Origin of the sequence: Kribbella sp. NPDC059898, assembly GCF_042730855.1 — a bacterium.
GTDB lineage: Bacteria > Actinomycetota > Actinomycetes > Propionibacteriales > Kribbellaceae > Kribbella.
Map to the genome: position 1 here is coordinate 108,003 of NZ_JBHWKR010000017.1, position 15,622 is coordinate 123,624.

Genomic DNA, 15,622 nt, shown 5'->3' on the forward strand with positions numbered 1-15,622 from the left:
GTCCCGCGGTGCAGGCTCCCGCGGTGCAGGCTCCCGCGGTGCAGGCTCCCGCGGTGCAGGCTCCCGCGGTGCAGGCTCCCGCGGTGCAGGCTCCCGCGGTGCAGGCTCCCGTGGTGCAGGCTCCGGTGGGTACGAACTCCCCTGGTGCGCCGTCCCGGGTCCTGTGGTCCTGGGGAGTGCGGGGGTCCAGTGGAGTGGGGTCCAGTGGAGCGGGCTCCTGCGCCGGGGAGAGGTGGTCCGGGGGGTTCGGCTACGGTGGCGGGATGTCTCGTTCGCTGGTGATCAAGCTGACTGCAGGCGCCGAGGAAGCTGAGCGCGCCAACCAGGCGTTCACGGTCGCCGCCTCGGCCGTCGCCGCCGGCGCGACGGTCTCGCTGTGGCTCACCGGCGAAGCGGTCTGGTTCGCCGTCCCCGGCCGCGCCGAATCCTTCGACCTCCCGCACGCCGCCCCGCTCGCCGACCTCCTCACCGCGGTCCTCGAAGGCGGTCAGCTCACCGTCTGCACCCAATGCGCCAAACGCCGCAACCTCACCGAAGCAGACATCCTCCCCGGCACCCGCATCTCCGGCGCCCCCACCTTCACCGAAGAAATCCTCACCGAAAACACCCAAGCAATCGTCTACTGACAGCCGAGTCGTGGCGTTTGGTCCGGCACCATCTCCCCGAGTCGTGGATCCCGGTCGCAAAAGCGAGCCGATACTCACGACTCGGCGAAAGTGGGGTCCGCCAATCGCCACGACTCGGCGAGGGGCTCGTCTGTGCCGGGGTGTGCGCGAGCGGGATTCGGTGGACGGCTGTGAGGTACGGCGGCGGGTGGGTACGAGACGCGGGCCCCGGGCAGCAGCCGCGCGCAGCGTTCGAACGGCGTACGTGGGCGGCCGGACCCACGCGGGCGTGAGCCAGCACCGCAGGCTGGTGGTTGGAGCCTGCGGTGCTGGACGCCCGAGATGCCCGATGCCGACGCCGGTGGTTGCCGACGCCAGTGGTTGCCGATGCCGGTGGTTGCAGGTGCCGGTGGTTGCAGGTGCCGGTGGTTGCAGGTGCCGGTGGTTGCAGGTGCCGGTGGTTGCAGGTGCCGGTGGTTGCAGGTGCCGGTGGGTGCAGGTGCCGGTGGGTGCAGGTGCCGGTGGGTGCAGGTGCCGGTGGATGGGCGGGAGGTCGGTTGTGGGTGGTGGTTGCCGGTGGTTGGGGTGGGGGTTGGGTTAGCGGCTGCGGCCGCCGTCGTCGCCTCGGCCTCGGTCGCCTCGGTCGGCGGTGCGGTCGCGGGCTTGCTGGCCGGCGGTGCCGGGGCGGTCGTTGGAGGTGACGCCTGCGTCGGCGCTGGTTGCTCCTGAGGCGTGGGCGTGGCCCTTTGAGGTTTTGTCGGCCAGGTGGGCCACCTCTTGGGGGGAGAGGTTCTGGCCGGGGGCGTGCTGCTCGCGGTTGCCGTCGAGCAGGGCGTCTTCTGCGTGGCCGTCGGGTTGGCGGCGCTGGGGGCCTTGCTGGTTGCCTTGGCCTTCGGGAGCGGCACCCTGGCCGGGGGCCTCTGCCTCGGCCTCGACGGCGCCTTGGGTGGCGGAGGCGACGTCCTGCATGTTCGGCGCGTTCGGGCCTTGCGGCTGCTGGGGCTGCTGTCCTTCACTGCCCTGCTGGGGCTGTTGGCCTTCGGTGCCTTGCGGGGCCTGCTCGGGTGCTTGGGACTGGGTGGGCTGTTCGGTCTGTGCGTCGGCCTGCGGCGCGTCGACCTGGGGAGTCTGGTCGGGGCCGGTGTCCGGCTGCTGGTCCTGGCCGAGGTCTGCTTCGTCCTGGGCCAAGTCGGTGCCGCGGGCGGTGTCGGTGACGTACGGGCTCGCGCCGCCCTGGGTCGTTTCCGGGCCGCCCTGGTCGAGGTTGTTGTCGGTGGCCTGCGGGTCGGTGCCGTCCTGGTCGAGGTTGTTGTCGACCGCGGTGTCGGTGACGTACGGGTTGGTGCCGTCCTGGTTGACGTCGGGGCCGTCCTGGTCGACGGACGTGTCCGTGACGTACGGGTCGGTGGTCGACTCGGGGCCGTCGGTGCCGAGGTCGGTGTCGAGGTCCGCGTTCTGTTGCTGGGCGTCGGCGGCGGGGGTGTCCAGCTGCGGGTCGTCCGTCACGTACGGGTTCGACTGGTTGTTGGGGTCGAGCGACGGGTCGTTCGCGTCGAGTGCGGGGGCGTTCGCCCGGTCGGTCGTGTCCAGGGCCGGGTCGTTGCCGTCGACACCCGGTTCGTTGCCGTCCACACCACGTTCGTTGGCGTCCACGCCAGGTTCGGTGCCGTCCACGCCAGGTTCGGTGCCGTCGGCACCGGGTTCGTTCTGGTTGAGCGACGGGTCGTTGGCGTCCAGGGACGGGTTGTTCGCGGGGGCGTTCTGGTCCAGGGACGGGTCGTTCGCGTCCAAGGCGGGGGTGTCCTGGTCCAGGGACGGGTCGTTCGCGTCCAGGGCGGACGCGTTGCTCGGGTCCAGGGACGGGTCGTCGGTGCGGGCGTTCGACGGGTCGTTCGGGTCGAGGGCCGGGTCGTTCGCGTCGAGGGCGGGGGCGTTAGCCGGGTCGTTGGTGTCCAGGGCCGGGTCGCGGTCCGGGTCGGTGGTGTTGGGGGTGGTGTCGAGGTCGCTGTCGGGGGCGGCCTGTTGCTGGTCGTCCGCCTTGTCGGACTGGTCGCGCTCGTCCTGGTTTTCCTGGAGGTCGCGCAGTTCCTCGGCGGCCACCGCGGCGCCGGCGGCCGTGCCCGCGGCGGCGGCCGGGTCGATGCCGCGGCGGGACTCGTCCTCGGTCGTGCGGTCCTGCTCCTCGCGCCGGTCCCGCTCGGCCCGCTCGCGGTCCGCCTCGGCGCGCTGCTCCTCGCGGCGCTCGACGGAGTCGTCGACACCGTCGCCGTCGCGATCGTTGGCGTTGTCGTTCTGCAGGTCGGTGCGGTCGTCACGGTCGACGTTGTCGTCGACGTGGTTCCGGTCGCGGTCGGTCCGGTCCTCGATCCGGTCGTCGATGCCGTCGCGGTCGCGGTCGTTGTTGAGGTCCTGGTCCAGGTCGCGCTGGAGCGTGTCGATCCGCTGCTGCTGTTCCTGACGCTGCGCGTTCAGGTCGCTGATCAGGCGGTCGTTGTCGTTGACGGACGCCTCCAGCGAGGAAACCTCGGCCGCACGGGAACGCACCCGGGGGTCGACGCCCTGCATCGCCCGGTCGACGCCCGGGTCGAACCGTGCGGAGTTGACGACCCGCTCGATCCCCGAGCGTTGCCGCTGCGAGCGGGTGAGCCTGGACCAGAGGTTCTGCGAGAAGCGGCGACCGGAGCTGACGATGCGCTTCAGGTCCGCTCCGGCGCGCTGGAGCGCGGCGAGGATCTCGTCGAGGTGCTCGTCACCGGTGTGCGTCATCGACATGGTTACGACACCTCGCTGGCATAGACGGAGTATGCGAAGCCGGCCGCGTCTTCGTCGGGGCCGGGCTGGGATGCGTACAGGTGGAACTCGGCGCCCGGGCGGAGCCAGACGGCCAGGTGCCGGCGGCGGCCGCGCCACTCCGGCGGGATGCGCACGTCGTCGCCGGGACCGACGTACACGGGCGGTCCCCAGAACTGCCGGGCCAGTTGGAGCTGGGCCGGCCAGTGCAGGTCGAGGCCCTCCTCGGCGAGCGGGAGCTCGGACGGGCCGATCTCGTACGCCGACCAGCCGCTGCGCGGGCTCTCCGGCAGCACGGCGTCCGGAAGCACGAGCATCACCGTCTCGCGCTGCGTGACCAGGCCCCAGGTGTAGCGGTCGGGATCGATGTCGCCCGGCGCCCACGGGCGCCAGCCGGTGGCGGCGGTGACGCGGTCGACCATCGCGCGGATCGCCTCCGCACCGGTGGCCGGTGGACCCCAGATCGAACGCCAGTCGCCGACCTCGGCCAGGTCCGCCATCGCGCGTTCGTCGTCGTCGGACGACCGCTCCTGCGTCTTCACGCCGCCACACTCCCTTCGTCAAGTTGACCAAGAGTATGCCCCGATCGGTACCACCGAGAGCCGTCGATCGCAGACCTGTGGACAACTGGTTCCGGGTGCGCCGTTCGCGAGCAGTAACCGTCGTACGCCGTTCACCCGCCTCCGGCTGCGTTGTAGTGGAAACATGAAGCTCCCGGCACCACCGACGTTCTCGTCGCCGCTGCACCATCCGCGGGTGGCGACCGTCATCGGCCGCTGGCTCGGGACGACCGTGGTGGTCTGTTTCCTGACCGGTCTCTACAGCCACTTCCTCCAGGACACCCCGAGCTGGCTCCCCGTCCCGAGCCGCCCGGCGAACCTGTACCGCGTCACCCAGGGCCTGCACGTGATCAGCGGCACCGTCGCCGTACCGCTGCTGCTCGCCAAACTCTGGACCGTCTACCCGAAGCTCTTCGCCAAGCCGGACCTCAATCTCGCCAAGCTGATCGAGCGGCTGTCGATCCTCGTGCTCGTCTCCTCAATGGCGCTCGAACTCTTCATCGGGTTCGTCAACACGTTGCAGTGGTACCCCTGGCCGTTCCCGTTCCGCCAGACGCACTACGCGCTCGCGTGGATCATCGTCGGCGCCCTGCTCGTCCATCTCGCCGTCAAGCTCCCCCTGATCCGCGCCAATTGGCGGCGTACGCCGGAACGCCGGCCCGAATCGCTCCCGGCCGAGACCACCGGGCTCACCCGCCGCGGGCTGTTCCGTACGGTGGCGGGAGCGGCCGCGCTGGTCGGCATCACCACAGCGGGGCAGTCCGCGACGCCGCTCGGTCCGGTTGCCGTGCTCGCACCGAGGAAGCCGAACATCGGCCCGCAAGGGTTGCCGGTGAACCGTACGGCGGCCGCGGCGGGCGTCGGCGGGATCGACGCGGACTGGCGGTTCACGGTCATGGGGCCGAGGGTGCTGTCGTACAGCATCGAGGAGCTGCGGAACCTGACGCAGAGCCGGTCCGTACTGCCGATCGCCTGCGTCGAGGGATGGAGCCAAGGCGCGCGCTGGGAAGGGGTCCGGGTGCGGGATCTGCTGGAGCTCTGCGGAGCGCCGGCCAGGTCGCGGGTCCGGGTGGTGTCGATGGAGAAGGGCGGGTTCTACGGGACGAGCGAGTTGCCGGAGGAGTTCGCGGCGGATCCGTTGACGTTGCTGGCGCTGCGGCTGAATGGTGCAGAGCTTGCGTTGGACCACGGGTTTCCGGCGCGGATCATCGCACCCAATCGGCCGGGGGTTTTGCAGACGAAGTGGGTTCATCGGCTGGAGGTTGTTACATGAAGGTGCGAATCGGTCTGGTGGCCGTCGGCGTTCTGATGGCCCTGTGGGGTGGTCGGGAGCTGCTGCAGAGCGTGGACGTGCGGGGGTTGGTGCGGTTGCCGCTGTGGCTGGGTGGGGCGGTGGTAGTGGATGACTTCGTCATTGCTCCACTGACAGTCGTTGTCGGGTGGCTCGTGATGAGGTGGTCGCGGAGGCCTGGGGCGCATCGGACGGTCGGGGTGGTGCGGACGACCTTGTTGTACGTCGGGGTCACCAGCCTGATCGCCCTGCCGTTGATCTTCAGGCAGGGCACCGGGGTGAACCCGACCGTCCTCCCGCGCGACTATCTCCGGGACTGGCTCTTGCTGGAGGCAACGATTGTGGCGATCGGCGCGGCCGCCTACTTGACGTTCAGCAGGGTGCGGGCCTCGTCGGGCGACATCGGCGGCCGCTGAGCCAGGGTCGCCAGCGCGGCGGCACGTTCGACCAGCTCGGCGTTGTGCGTGACCGGTACGCCCTTCGCGAGCGTCAGCGTGTCCTCCATACCGACGCGGAGGTTGCCGCCCTTCGACAGGGCGGCCAGCGCGACCGTGAGCGACGTACGGCCGATGCCCGTGGCGGACCAGGACGTGACGGCGTCGGGCAGGGCGTTGACCGCGGCAACGAGGGCGTCCGCCGTACCGGGCATGCCGCCGGGGACGCCCATCACCAGATCGCAGTGCACGCGCCCGCCGTACGGCAGGCCGTACTTGTCCAGCAGGCGGTGCAGCGCGGCGACGTGGCCGAGGTCGAACAGCTCGAACTCCGGGACCACCTCGCGCTCCTGCGTCAGCTGGAAGAGCTGGGTGACGAACGGCCACGGGTTCATGAACACGTCGTCGCCGAAGTTGACCGTGCCCACCGTCAGCGAGCAGGAGTCCGGCGCCGCATCCAGCACGCGCAGGCGGTGCTCGTACGGATCGGTGACCGCCCCGCCGGTCGACAGCTGCACGACCAGCGCGGTGTTCTCCCGGACGGCGGCGACCGTCTCGGTCAACCGGCCAAGATCGAGGGTCGGCCGACCGAGACCGTCGCGGATGTGGATGTGGATCATCGCGGCCCCCGCGGCCTCACAGCGCTTCGCGGTCCCGACCAGCTCGTCGAGCGTGGTCGGCAACGCCGGGCAGTCCGCCTTCGCGGTCTCGGCACCGGTGGGGGCAACAGTGATCAGAGTCGACGCCATGGACGAATCCTGCCAGATCGGGTCCAGAAACGGATATTTGCCGGTCAATGGGTCCGATGACCGGATGATCTCCTGCACGAGAAGATACATCCATGAGAGCCGTAGTACAGCGAGTCAGTCAGGCGTCGGTCACCGTGGACGGCGAGGTGGTCGGGGCGATCGACGGGCCCGGGCTGGTGATCCTGCTCGGAGTCACCCACGACGACACCGTCGAGAAGGCGGCGGCGCTGGCCGCGAAGATCTGGACGCTGCGCATCCTCGAGGGCGAACGCTCGGCCGCCGACGAGCAGGCGCCGATCCTCGCCATCAGCCAGTTCACGCTGTACGCCGACACGCGCAAGGGCCGGCGCCCGTCCTGGAGCGCGGCCGCCCCCGGGCCTGTGTCCGAGCCGCTGTACGACGCGTTCTGCGCCGCGCTGCGGGACCTGGGCGCCAAGGTCGAGCGCGGGATCTTCGGTGCCGACATGAAGGTCGCCCTGACCAACGACGGCCCGGTCACGCTGATCCTGGACGCATAACGGAACCGGCCCCCGGATCCGTGCGGGATCCGGGGGCCGGTGCTCTGGGTCGGTGAGGTTCGACTCAGCCGTGTTTCAGATGGTGTCTGCCGTGATCAGCTGACGACGCCGGCGGCCGAGTGGCCGACGACAACCTTGGTGTTCAGGCTGTAGACGTCGATGACCAGGGCGTTGACCTCGATGTAGCGCTTCTGCCGCATGACCTGGTTGAAGGTCAGGCGAGCAATGCCCGGGATGTCCAGGGTCTTGTTCTCGCCGGTCGGCACCGCGTACGTCTTGCCGCCGACCTTGATCGAGGCGATCGTCGAGGACGAGCTCACGCCGGCCTTGTTGTCCTTGGTCTTCCACGCGGAGGCCGAGGACTCGATGGCGCCGATGGACAGGCTGCCCACCTTCACGCCCGCGACGTGCGAGGTGAAGTTGATGTAGGACTTGTTCTCGCCGATGGCGCCGTTCTTGGTGGTGTAGACACCGCCGACGTAGGCGACCTTCGGGATGTTCAGCTCGCCGACCGCGACCCGGACCGTCTTGCCCTCAGTGCCCTGGCAGGTGGTCTGGAGCGAAGTGGCGTCGGAGACGACCAGCTTGTCGGCCGTGGCCTTGGTGCCGTACGCCGAACCGATCACCAGCGCGGTGGCCGGCTTCGAGATCTCCGCGCGGGTCTTCAGCACCGCGACGTCGACGCCCTGCGGGATGAACTGGTTCTTCACCGTCGCGTGCAGCACGACTGCCTGCGCGTACGAGTAGATGCCGGACGCGGTCTTCACACCGCCGACGCGGTTCAGCACGATGTAGCCGAGGCCCGGAACGGCGACCTTGGTGTTCGGGCCGGGGTTCAGCAGCGACGGCACCGAGATCGCGCCGATCTTCACGCCCGCGAAGGTGGTGCTGCCGGTGTAGGACAGCTGGCCCTTCGAGTACTTCGACGTGGTGGTGGTCTTCACGCCGGTCAGCGTGAGCAGGTTGCCGACCTTGACGTCGGCGGCGGTCGCGGTGCTCACGACGCCGGTGCCGCTGGCGTTGTTGAACCCGTGCGTGTCGGTCTTGACCGTGCGCGCGATGGCCTGCCCGTTCACGTTCGCCGCGGCGATGTCGTTCTTGTCAGCCTTGTTGGCGTCCGTGGTGCAACCGAACTTGCTGATCACCTGCGGGCCACTGTTCGCCAGCCCGGATTCGACATCGGTCCCGTACGAGTAACCGCTGTAGCCGAAGACCGGCGAGGCGGACGCGGAACCAGACGTCAGCGCAATCGTAGAAGCCACGCCGACAACCGCCGCAACACCGACGGCAGCGAGCTTCTTGTATCCGATGCGGGGTCGCATTGACCCCTCCTCCCTGAGTGATGACGTGACCCGAACTGCGGGTCAGGACACAGACACAACTCGGTCGACTGCGTTAGGTGACGAGCCGACCGCGCTCCGAGATCAAACCGTTACATTCCCGGCCGGATTCGCCGGTGACCCCGTAACCCGGATGCGATGTCCGCGAAATCCCTGCCCGGCAAGGAGTTCCGGGCATGCCGAAGGGCCCGGACGCGCAAGGTCCGGGCCCCTCGGTGCTTACTTCAGGGTGGGCCACCGTCTGGTGGGGGTGGCACCTTGTGTAACGAGCAACTGCTCAGACGGTGACGGCCACTTCCGCGACCTCGCCGTACTGGGCCACGACCTGGCGGTCGACCGGCTGGGCCTTCGGGGCCAGCGTGCGCAGCGTCCAGCTGCCCGGCGCCGCGAAGAACCGGAAGTGCCCGGTGGCCGAGGTCGGGACCTCGGCGGTGAACTCACCCGTGCTGTCCAGCAGCCGTACGTACGCGCCGCCGACCGGCTCCTCGCCGCGCAGCACCTGGCCCTGGATCACGGCCTCCTTGTCGACGTCGACGCCCTTGAGGTCGAGGCCGCCCTGCTTCGCTCCGCACATGTGTCAGGCCTTTCCGGGTTCGTCGCCGAGGGCAACGGGTACGCCGACCAGCGAGCCCCACTCGGTCCAGGAGCCGTCGTAGTTCTTCACGTTCTGCTGACCGAGGATCTCGTGCAGCACGAACCAGGTGTGCGCCGAGCGCTCGCCGATCCGGCAGTACGCGATGGTGTCCTTGCCGAAGTCCACGCCGGCGTCGGCGTACAGCTGCTTGAGCTCGTCGTCGGCGCGGAAGGTGCCGTCGTCGTTGGCCGCCTTGCTCCACGGGATGTTCGCCGCGGTCGGGATGTGGCCCGCGCGCTGCGCCTGCTCCTGCGGGAGGTGCGCCGGGGCGAGCAGCCGGCCGGCGTACTCGTCGGGGCTCCGGACGTCCACCAGGTTCTTCACGCCGATGGCCTCGCCGACCTCGTCGCGGAAGGCCCGGATGTTCAGGTCCGGCTCCTTCGCCGCGTACTGGGTGGCCTCGCGCTTGACGACCTCGTCGGTCAGCTCGCGGCTGTCCAGCTCCCAGCGCTTGCGGCCGCCGTCGAGCAGCCGGACGTCACCGTGGCCGTAGAGCTTGAAGTACCAGTACGCGTACGCCGCGAACCAGTTGTTGTTGCCGCCGTACAGCACGACCGTGTCGTCGTTCTTCACGCCCCGCTCGGACAGCAGCGCGCTGAACTGCTCCTGGTTGACGAAGTCGCGGCGGACCGCGTCCTGCAGGTCGTCCTTCCAGTCCAGCTTGATCGCGCCGGCGATGTGGCCGGCGTCGTACGCCGAGACGTCTTCGTCGACCTCGACCAGGACAACGCCGTCGTCGTTCTTGTGCTCCTCGACCCAGTCGGCCGAGACGAGCGCGGTTTCCCTGCTCATGTGGTGCTGCCTCTCAGTTGGTAGCGGTGGATGGCGTACGAATGCGGTGGATCAGCAGATAGGCCTCGCAGCCGAGGCAGAGCCCGACGGCCGCGTTCACGAACGCGGCGACCAGGGCGAATCCGGTCGCGACAACTCCCAGCACGGTCAGGCCGCTGAAGTACCCAGCCAGGCCGATGACCGCGAAGACCAGGCCGACCAGCTGGGCGAACCGCGGCGGGGCCGCGTCCTCCAGCTCCTTCGGCTTGCCCAGCCGGGGCCGCACCAGCCGCTTGAACAGCCAGCCGTACGGCGACGCCTGGACGCCGAACGCGACCGAGACCGCGAACACGACGGCCTGCACCGCCAGCGGCCAGGGGTTGTTCAGGATCAGCGTCAGCGCCAGGACCACCGTGGTGATCGCGGCCGCGAACCGGAGACCGCGTGGATCGACCTGCTGTGCCGCCTGTTGTTCGGACATGACGACTCCCGGTGAAGGAGGATGTCGAGCCGGAACCCGCCCGGGTGTGCGGGAGACGACGTACGCGGAACCGTGCTCAGCGACCGGTTCCGCAGCGCTCGGGACGCCGCCTGGTCAGCGGCGTCGACACAGCGATGAGCGCACCCGGCAGTTGTCCACTGCCCTGCGCTTCGTCAGCCATGTCGTGTAAACCACGTGTCGAGAGTACGGAACCTGGGCGGGCCCGCTACCACTGGTCCCATCTAGTGAGACAACTGATCACATTCTGGATCAGCGCCGGACGACGTTGGTCTCCGCCACTTTGTCGTGCAGGGCCTGCTTCTTGTCATCCCACAGCGGCCACAGGTCGTTCAGCAGTGCTCCGAAGCTGAACAGGGTGCCTACCAGCGGGATCGCGCTGAGCAGGCTAATGCCCATGTACAGGCCGTACCGCTTGAGCACCGCGCTCCCCGGCGGGTTCCCCGGTACGTCGCGGAGCCGAACCGCGATGCCCAGCGCCATCTTGCCGGGCGTAGCGCCCTTCTTGGTGAGGAACAGGTACTCGTAGACGAAAGACACCAGCAGGCTGATCAGTGTCGCCGGGATCATCCACTTGTAGACCTCGGGCGGCAGGGTGGTGGTGGTTGTCGGCGTACCGGCGGCTGCCTGGTCCAGGGTGTCCTGGAAGTAGGCCCAGAGCACCTTGGAGTACTGGTAGATGAAGTAGCCGGTCAGCGGGAGGCCGATGAGGCCCGCGATGATCCCGTCGAGGATTCGGGCGAACACCCGGCGCCACCAGCCGGAGAGCAACTGGCCGTCCGGGGTGGTGTGGACCCGCTGGCCCGGGTAGCCATAGCCGCCCGGCTGGCCGTGGCCGTACTGCTGCGGCGCACCGTACTGGGGCTGACCGTATTGCTGCTGCCCGTACTGGGGCTGCCCGTACTGGGGCTGCCCGTACTGAGGCTGAGCAGGTGGCGGCTGGTAGCCCGGGATGCGTTGGCCGTATCGCGGTTGGTCCTGCTGCGGGGGCTGTTGCGGCTGCGGGCTGCCGTACACCTGGCCGTGCTGTGCGGGCTCGCCGTACTGCGGGAAGTCAGCCGGCCGCTGCTGGCCGAACTGGCCCTGGAACGCGGGTGGGCCCTGCTGCGGGCGACGCTGATCCGTCCAGGCGTTGCCGTCCCAGTACCGCTGCTGGGCCGGGTCCTCAGGGTCGTCGTACCAACCTGCTGCTTGAGAGCTCACCGGGAGAGTCTTGCCTACAGCCCGGGGCGTTGGCCATCCGGTGGCACGTAACGGACGGTGTCAGCTCGGCTGGCGGTCGATCGCGGCGGCCAGCGCGGCGATCACGTCCGGCTTCCGGGGTGCTCCGCTGGCGCGCTTCACCACGGCGCCGGTCGCGTCCAGGATCAGCGTGGTCGGCGTACGGAGGATGTCCAGGCGGCGGACCAGCTCGAGGTGCGACTCGGCGTCCAGCTCGACGTGGCGCACACCGTCCACCATGCCCTCGACCTCGGCAAGCGTTCGCCTGGTGGCCCGGCAGGGCGCGCAGAACGCGGACGAGAACTGCAGCAGCGTCGCCCGCTCACCCAGCTCCGCACCGACCTCCGCGGCCGTCACCCGCTCCACGTCGTCCTCGCTCTTCCCGCGAAACCGCCCGTCCACCCACGCTTTGAGCACGCTGAGAACCACACCGGCGACTACCGCGCCGACCAGCACCCACAGCCCAAGACTCACAGCTACCAACGGTACGACGCCCCGTTCACGTTTCAACCGCCCGTTTCACCTACTGAGAAGCTGTCCTCCCCGTCCCCGGGATGAACAACTGGTGATTGTGCTCCGGTCTAATAGGAGCTGTGGAGAGTGGAGTTACGGTGCGTTCGGGGGTGGTGGTGCCGGAGGCGGAGTTGGCCTGGCGGTTCTCGCGGTCCAGTGGGCCTGGTGGGCAGTCCGTGAACACCACGGACAGCCGGGTCGAGCTGAGCTTCGACGTGGCCGGTACGTCGGCGTTGAGCGACGTACTGAAGACGCGCGCGCTGGAGCGGCTGCAGTCGCGGCTGGTGGACGGCGTACTGACGATCGCGGCGTCGGAGTACAAGTCGCAGTTCCGCAACCGGGAGGCCGCGCGCGAACGGCTGGCGGACGTGCTGCGCGAGGCGATCGCCCCGCCGCCCCGCAAGCGCCGTCCGACCAAGCCGAGCAAGGCGTCCGTACGGCGCCGCCTGGACGACAAGAAGCGCCGCGGCGAGACCAAGCGCCTCCGCGGCCGGCCGAACGACTGAACCGCCCCCTGGCGTGGTTACGCTTGCGGGCGTGCAGGAAACGGGGAGCGGGGAAACTGGGGACGAGGAGCTCCCGGAGTTCCAGGATCTGAAGGTGCGCGGCCGTTCGGTCAAGACCTGGTCGATCGGCGCGGGCGCCGTACTGCTGGTGGTCGCCGCCGCGTTCGGCGGGCTGAGGAAGGCCGGCGACGAGACGCCGCAGGTGGCCGCCGGAACCGCGATCGACGCCGGGCAGTACGAGGTCACGATCCAGCGCGCGGTGATCGTCAAGGACCTGAAGCCGCTGTTCACCCCGGAGCCGGGCGGCGTCCTGCTGGCGGTCGTGACCAAGCTGAAGGTCACCGACCACACCGGAACGACGCCGTCGCTGGACATGATCCGGCTGATCGGCGTCCCCGGCGTGAAGGACGACGCCGGACCGCTCGGCTCGACCAACCTCCGCGACGCGACGATGAACCCGGTGCTGACCCCGGACGCCACCGAGGACGTCGCGTTCGTCTGGCAGCTCCCGAAGGGCACCAAGCTGCCGACCGAGGTCAGCCTGACGGTCCAGGGCTACGAGCACGAGGACGAGTCGATCCTCGACCACCACGAGAAGTGGCTGCCGGACAAGATCGTCGCGGACAGCACGGTCAAGGTGAAGGACAACCGCAAGTGAAGGGCCGGAAGCTCGCCAACATCGGGCTGACGATCGCCGTGCTGGTCGCGATCGTCGCGCTCTACCGGTGGACGCCGGACCAGAAGGACATCCAGGATCCGACCCCGGTGAAGGGCATCGTCGGGCGCGCCGTCAAGACGCCGCGGTTCGACCTGACGGTGAACGACGTACGGGTCGGCAAGAAGCTCCGGATCCCGTTCTCCACGCCGGACCGCGACTCGCTGACCGACTTCGTGGTCGTCGACGCGACCGTCACGGCCACCCGCGAGCCGATGCACATCATGGGCGTGAAGATCCGGTCCGCGGACGGCATCACCTACCTGGGCTCGAACCGCAGCGGCCTCGACCAGGTCGACCTGACCGGGTCCGAGTTCTCCCCGGACATCCCGGTCCGCGGCTCGTTCGTGGTCGAGATGCCGGCCGACAAGGTGCCGGGGGCAACGTTCCTGGTGATGGAGAAGTCGATCCTGAACGACCTCGAGCCGCAGGTCACGGTCCCGCTCGGCAACGACACTCCGAAGGTCGAGGACGTCGTGGCCCTGACCGATGCGAGCGACCAGTGAGCGGCGCACGGCGTGCCCGCCGCGGCTGGTTCCGGAAGAACTCGATCGCGCTCGGCGCTCTCGTCGTGACGATTCCGTTCGCCGGCTGGTGGACCACCCACAGCGACTACAAGTCCTGGTACGACGGCGAGCCCCGCGATCCCGTTCAGGTCGCGGCGGGCGGTACGTCGTACAACGGCGCCACCTGGTACGCCGCCAGTGTCGAGCAGGACCCGCAGCCGCTACAGGGCGGGCACAGCACCGAGGACAAGCTCCCGCCGGACACCACCCGGATCCGCGTGTACTTCCGGTTGCAGGTGGACAAGCTGTCCGCGCTCGACGGGCTCGGCGGCTGCTCACTGCACCTCCGCGCACCGGACGGCCGGACCTGGGACGAGACCGTGGTCGCCGACGACTACCAGGACCGTCCGACAGGCTGCGCGGGCGGTACGGACGACAAGCCGGAGAGCTGGCGGGGTGCCGCCGCGCAGTATTACCTGAAGCCGACGGCGGGGAAGCCGTTCGAGACGGTCGCGATCTTCGTCGTACCGACGTCGGTCGCAGGCAGCGTGCAACCGACGATCACGTGGGCTACGAAGCTCCCTCAGTACCTGGCATTCCCGAGGTAGCCGCGCTCAGGTCGGTGACGCCCTGGTCGCCGGCCGGCTGCTCGTGGACAGCGCGGGTCCGCGGCCCGAGGTAGCCGGCCAGGCCGCCGATCATCCGGTCGTACGCCGCAGCGAGCAGGCTGACCTGCAGCATGATCTTCAGGCCGTCCGTGAGCAGGCTCAGCGGCTCGTCGACGACCTGCCAGAACTGGAGCGTGTGCGGCCCGAGGACCCAGAGCTTGAGCGCGATCCACACGCCGCTGGCGGCGAACGTGACCACCGCCCAGGCCAGGAAGTACCCGAGCATCGGCCGCAGCCCCGAACGGACGACCAGCCGGAACGCCTGCACCACTGGGATCCAGCGTTCCTTCCAGTCGGCCACCACCGAGTTGCCGGCCACCCGGACGATCCGCGGCGTCTGCTGCCAGCGGTGCGTGATCCGGTCGAACCGCCAGCGCACCTTGTCGGGCTTCTGCACGACGCGGCCGTAGATGACCGCGGTCATGGTGATCCACATCAACGGCAGTACGGCGGCACTCCACAGGTCACCGATGCCCGCCGCGACGAACGCGGTGACCGAGTCCCACACCTCGCGGACCTGGTCGACGCCGAGCACATGGTCGAGCACCCAGGTGTACCCGTCCTGCAGCCACTGCCAGACGACACGCTGCTTCAGCCACGTCATCGGCGGCGGGATCACCGAGGTCGCCTGGTACACGACCACGAAGATCCAGAGCGCCTCGAGGTACGTGACGAACAGCTTGCGGACCGGGCCTTTTTTCTCCTTCTTCCACTTCTTGAACACGAAGCGGAGCAGGTACGCCGTCACGCCGAGGCCGATGAACAACCAGGTCGACAAGGACTGCAGCCCCTCGGACTGCTGCGGTGTCGCACCGCCGGTCAGAACGTTCGCGACAGTGTCGTTCACCTTCTTGACCGCAAGCTGGTACTCGTAGTTGAGCGCTTCGTTCTGCAGGAACTTGTAGGCCGCGTAGAACGCCAAGAACGGCAACAGAGCGGCAGCGACCGCGTCCAGGGGCTTGTGCTCGCTCCCGGGCTCCATACCGTCCGGCGCGAGCATGCCCTCGGCAACAGCGCGCCTGTGGAACGGGAGGTCGCTCCGCAGCACCAGGAACATCGTCACGTACATCGCCAGCGACACGACGACGAGCAACGCCAGTACGGCGATCCCGGCCGCCTCGGCCTTCGCACCCGCCTGCACTGCGACCCACTGCAGGCCACGGTGCACCAACTGTGCCACCAGGAAGACCGCCGCCAACCGCGGCCAGGCCTTCCCGAACAGGACCCCCGCCCGCCCCACCGTAGTGAGTAGCGTCCCCGACTCCATCGCCACGGCGACGAATGTACCCCGAGAGGAGTCCG

At 69.1% G+C, this 15,622-nt stretch carries 18 protein-coding genes; 8 read left to right on the forward strand and 10 right to left on the reverse strand.

Annotated features, from left to right (window positions below; translation table 11 throughout):
- Window positions 1-263 precede the first annotated feature (263 nt).
- Window positions 264-626, forward strand: coding sequence for a DsrE family protein (locus ACFV9C_RS37650; protein WP_380201469.1), 363 nt, complete (start codon window positions 264-266; stop codon window positions 624-626).
- 576 nt (window positions 627-1,202) lie between these two features.
- Here the strand turns inward: ACFV9C_RS37650 and ACFV9C_RS37655 are convergent.
- Together ACFV9C_RS37655 and ACFV9C_RS37660 are read right to left on the reverse strand one after the other, a co-directional pair.
- Entirely contained in the window at window positions 1,203-3,377 is a 2,175-nt protein-coding gene (locus ACFV9C_RS37655; protein WP_380201471.1) for a hypothetical protein, read from the reverse strand.
- Between the two features lie 2 nt (window positions 3,378-3,379).
- The gene (locus tag ACFV9C_RS37660) at window positions 3,380-3,937 is read right to left on the reverse strand and encodes a hypothetical protein (protein ID WP_380201473.1); all 558 of its coding nucleotides are present in this window, start codon (window positions 3,935-3,937) and stop codon (window positions 3,380-3,382) included.
- 163 nt (window positions 3,938-4,100) lie between these two features.
- Between ACFV9C_RS37660 and ACFV9C_RS37665 the strand changes: the two genes are divergently transcribed.
- Window positions 4,101-5,228 (forward strand): molybdopterin-dependent oxidoreductase, encoded by a 1,128-nt coding sequence (locus ACFV9C_RS37665; protein WP_380201475.1) that lies wholly within the window; start codon window positions 4,101-4,103, stop codon window positions 5,226-5,228.
- The gene (locus ACFV9C_RS37670) at window positions 5,225-5,662 is read left to right on the forward strand and encodes a hypothetical protein (protein WP_380201477.1); all 438 of its coding nucleotides are present in this window, start codon (window positions 5,225-5,227) and stop codon (window positions 5,660-5,662) included. Before ACFV9C_RS37665 ends, ACFV9C_RS37670 begins: the two co-directional genes overlap by 4 nt.
- Here the strand turns inward: ACFV9C_RS37670 and ACFV9C_RS37675 are convergent.
- The gene (locus tag ACFV9C_RS37675) at window positions 5,608-6,429 is read right to left on the reverse strand and encodes a 3-keto-5-aminohexanoate cleavage protein (RefSeq protein WP_380201479.1); all 822 of its coding nucleotides are present in this window, start codon (window positions 6,427-6,429) and stop codon (window positions 5,608-5,610) included. The two genes, ACFV9C_RS37670 and ACFV9C_RS37675, sit on opposite strands and share 55 nt — an antisense overlap.
- A 92-nt stretch (window positions 6,430-6,521) precedes the next feature.
- Between ACFV9C_RS37675 and dtd the strand changes: the two genes are divergently transcribed.
- Complete coding sequence (gene dtd / locus ACFV9C_RS37680; protein ID WP_380201481.1) at window positions 6,522-6,947, forward strand: D-aminoacyl-tRNA deacylase; 426 nt, start codon at window positions 6,522-6,524, stop codon at window positions 6,945-6,947.
- A 95-nt stretch (window positions 6,948-7,042) separates the two neighbouring features.
- Here the strand turns inward: dtd and ACFV9C_RS37685 are convergent, their stop codons facing one another.
- The 6 genes from ACFV9C_RS37685 to ACFV9C_RS37710 all read right to left on the reverse strand — a co-directional run bounded on the left by ACFV9C_RS37685 (window position 7,043) and on the right by ACFV9C_RS37710 (window position 11,886).
- Window positions 7,043-8,209 (reverse strand): choice-of-anchor P family protein, encoded by a 1,167-nt coding sequence (locus ACFV9C_RS37685; protein ID WP_380201483.1) that lies wholly within the window; start codon window positions 8,207-8,209, stop codon window positions 7,043-7,045.
- Window positions 8,210-8,564: 355 nt separating this feature from the next.
- Window positions 8,565-8,861, reverse strand: a complete 297-nt coding sequence (locus ACFV9C_RS37690; RefSeq protein ID WP_209697529.1) for a DUF1416 domain-containing protein — start codon at window positions 8,859-8,861, stop codon at window positions 8,565-8,567.
- Between the two features lie 3 nt (window positions 8,862-8,864).
- Window positions 8,865-9,713, reverse strand: a complete 849-nt coding sequence (locus tag ACFV9C_RS37695; RefSeq protein ID WP_380201485.1) for a sulfurtransferase — start codon at window positions 9,711-9,713, stop codon at window positions 8,865-8,867.
- 13 nt (window positions 9,714-9,726) lie between these two features.
- Window positions 9,727-10,173: a DUF4395 domain-containing protein gene (locus ACFV9C_RS37700; RefSeq protein WP_380201487.1), complete on the reverse strand. Its 447-nt coding sequence runs from the start codon at window positions 10,171-10,173 to the stop codon at window positions 9,727-9,729.
- A 270-nt stretch (window positions 10,174-10,443) separates the two neighbouring features.
- On the reverse strand, window positions 10,444-11,394 hold the full coding sequence (locus tag ACFV9C_RS37705) for an RDD family protein (RefSeq protein ID WP_380201489.1): 951 nt from the start codon (window positions 11,392-11,394) through the stop codon (window positions 10,444-10,446).
- Window positions 11,395-11,454: 60 nt separating this feature from the next.
- Complete coding sequence (locus tag ACFV9C_RS37710; protein WP_380201491.1) at window positions 11,455-11,886, reverse strand: TlpA family protein disulfide reductase; 432 nt, start codon at window positions 11,884-11,886, stop codon at window positions 11,455-11,457.
- 137 nt (window positions 11,887-12,023) lie between these two features.
- Here ACFV9C_RS37710 and arfB point away from each other — a divergent pair, with 137 nt between their 5' ends.
- The 4 genes from arfB to ACFV9C_RS37730 are packed head-to-tail and all read left to right on the forward strand — an operon-like array spanning window position 12,024 to window position 14,260.
- Window positions 12,024-12,431 carry an alternative ribosome rescue aminoacyl-tRNA hydrolase ArfB gene (gene arfB, locus ACFV9C_RS37715; protein WP_380201494.1) on the forward strand — a complete coding sequence of 136 codons (408 nt, stop codon included), beginning with the start codon at window positions 12,024-12,026 and terminating at the stop codon, window positions 12,429-12,431.
- A 31-nt stretch (window positions 12,432-12,462) separates the two neighbouring features.
- Window positions 12,463-13,089 carry a hypothetical protein gene (locus ACFV9C_RS37720; RefSeq protein WP_380201496.1) on the forward strand — a complete coding sequence of 209 codons (627 nt, stop codon included), beginning with the start codon at window positions 12,463-12,465 and terminating at the stop codon, window positions 13,087-13,089.
- Window positions 13,086-13,652: a hypothetical protein gene (locus ACFV9C_RS37725; protein ID WP_380201498.1), complete on the forward strand. Its 567-nt coding sequence runs from the start codon at window positions 13,086-13,088 to the stop codon at window positions 13,650-13,652. Before ACFV9C_RS37720 ends, ACFV9C_RS37725 begins: the two co-directional genes overlap by 4 nt.
- A complete protein-coding gene (locus ACFV9C_RS37730) occupies window positions 13,649-14,260 on the forward strand; it encodes a hypothetical protein (RefSeq protein ID WP_380201500.1) in 612 nt (203 codons plus the stop codon). The genes ACFV9C_RS37725 and ACFV9C_RS37730 overlap by 4 nt, the downstream gene beginning before the upstream one ends.
- On the opposite strand, the gene ACFV9C_RS37735 is transcribed toward ACFV9C_RS37730, so the two are convergent.
- Window positions 14,223-15,587, reverse strand: coding sequence for a hypothetical protein (locus ACFV9C_RS37735; RefSeq protein WP_380201594.1), 1,365 nt, complete (start codon window positions 15,585-15,587; stop codon window positions 14,223-14,225). The two genes, ACFV9C_RS37730 and ACFV9C_RS37735, sit on opposite strands and share 38 nt — an antisense overlap.
- Between the last annotated feature and the right edge of the window lie 35 nt (window positions 15,588-15,622).

Bases quoted from the DNA above. Each gene is read 5' to 3' on its own strand.
- ACFV9C_RS37650 (WP_380201469.1), top strand. From the start codon at position 264: ATGTCTCGTTCGCTGGTGATCAAGCTGACTGCAGGCGCCGAGGAAGCT.
- ACFV9C_RS37655 (WP_380201471.1), bottom strand. From the start codon at position 3,377: ATGTCGATGACGCACACCGGTGACGAGCACCTCGACGAGATCCTCGCC.
- ACFV9C_RS37665 (WP_380201475.1), top strand. From the start codon at position 4,101: ATGAAGCTCCCGGCACCACCGACGTTCTCGTCGCCGCTGCACCATCCG.
- ACFV9C_RS37670 (WP_380201477.1), top strand. From the start codon at position 5,225: ATGAAGGTGCGAATCGGTCTGGTGGCCGTCGGCGTTCTGATGGCCCTG.
- ACFV9C_RS37675 (WP_380201479.1), bottom strand. From the start codon at position 6,429: ATGGCGTCGACTCTGATCACTGTTGCCCCCACCGGTGCCGAGACCGCG.
- dtd (WP_380201481.1), top strand. From the start codon at position 6,522: ATGAGAGCCGTAGTACAGCGAGTCAGTCAGGCGTCGGTCACCGTGGAC.
- ACFV9C_RS37690 (WP_209697529.1), bottom strand. From the start codon at position 8,861: ATGTGCGGAGCGAAGCAGGGCGGCCTCGACCTCAAGGGCGTCGACGTC.
- ACFV9C_RS37695 (WP_380201485.1), bottom strand. From the start codon at position 9,713: ATGAGCAGGGAAACCGCGCTCGTCTCGGCCGACTGGGTCGAGGAGCAC.
- ACFV9C_RS37700 (WP_380201487.1), bottom strand. From the start codon at position 10,173: ATGTCCGAACAACAGGCGGCACAGCAGGTCGATCCACGCGGTCTCCGG.
- ACFV9C_RS37735 (WP_380201594.1), bottom strand. From the start codon at position 15,587: ATGGAGTCGGGGACGCTACTCACTACGGTGGGGCGGGCGGGGGTCCTG.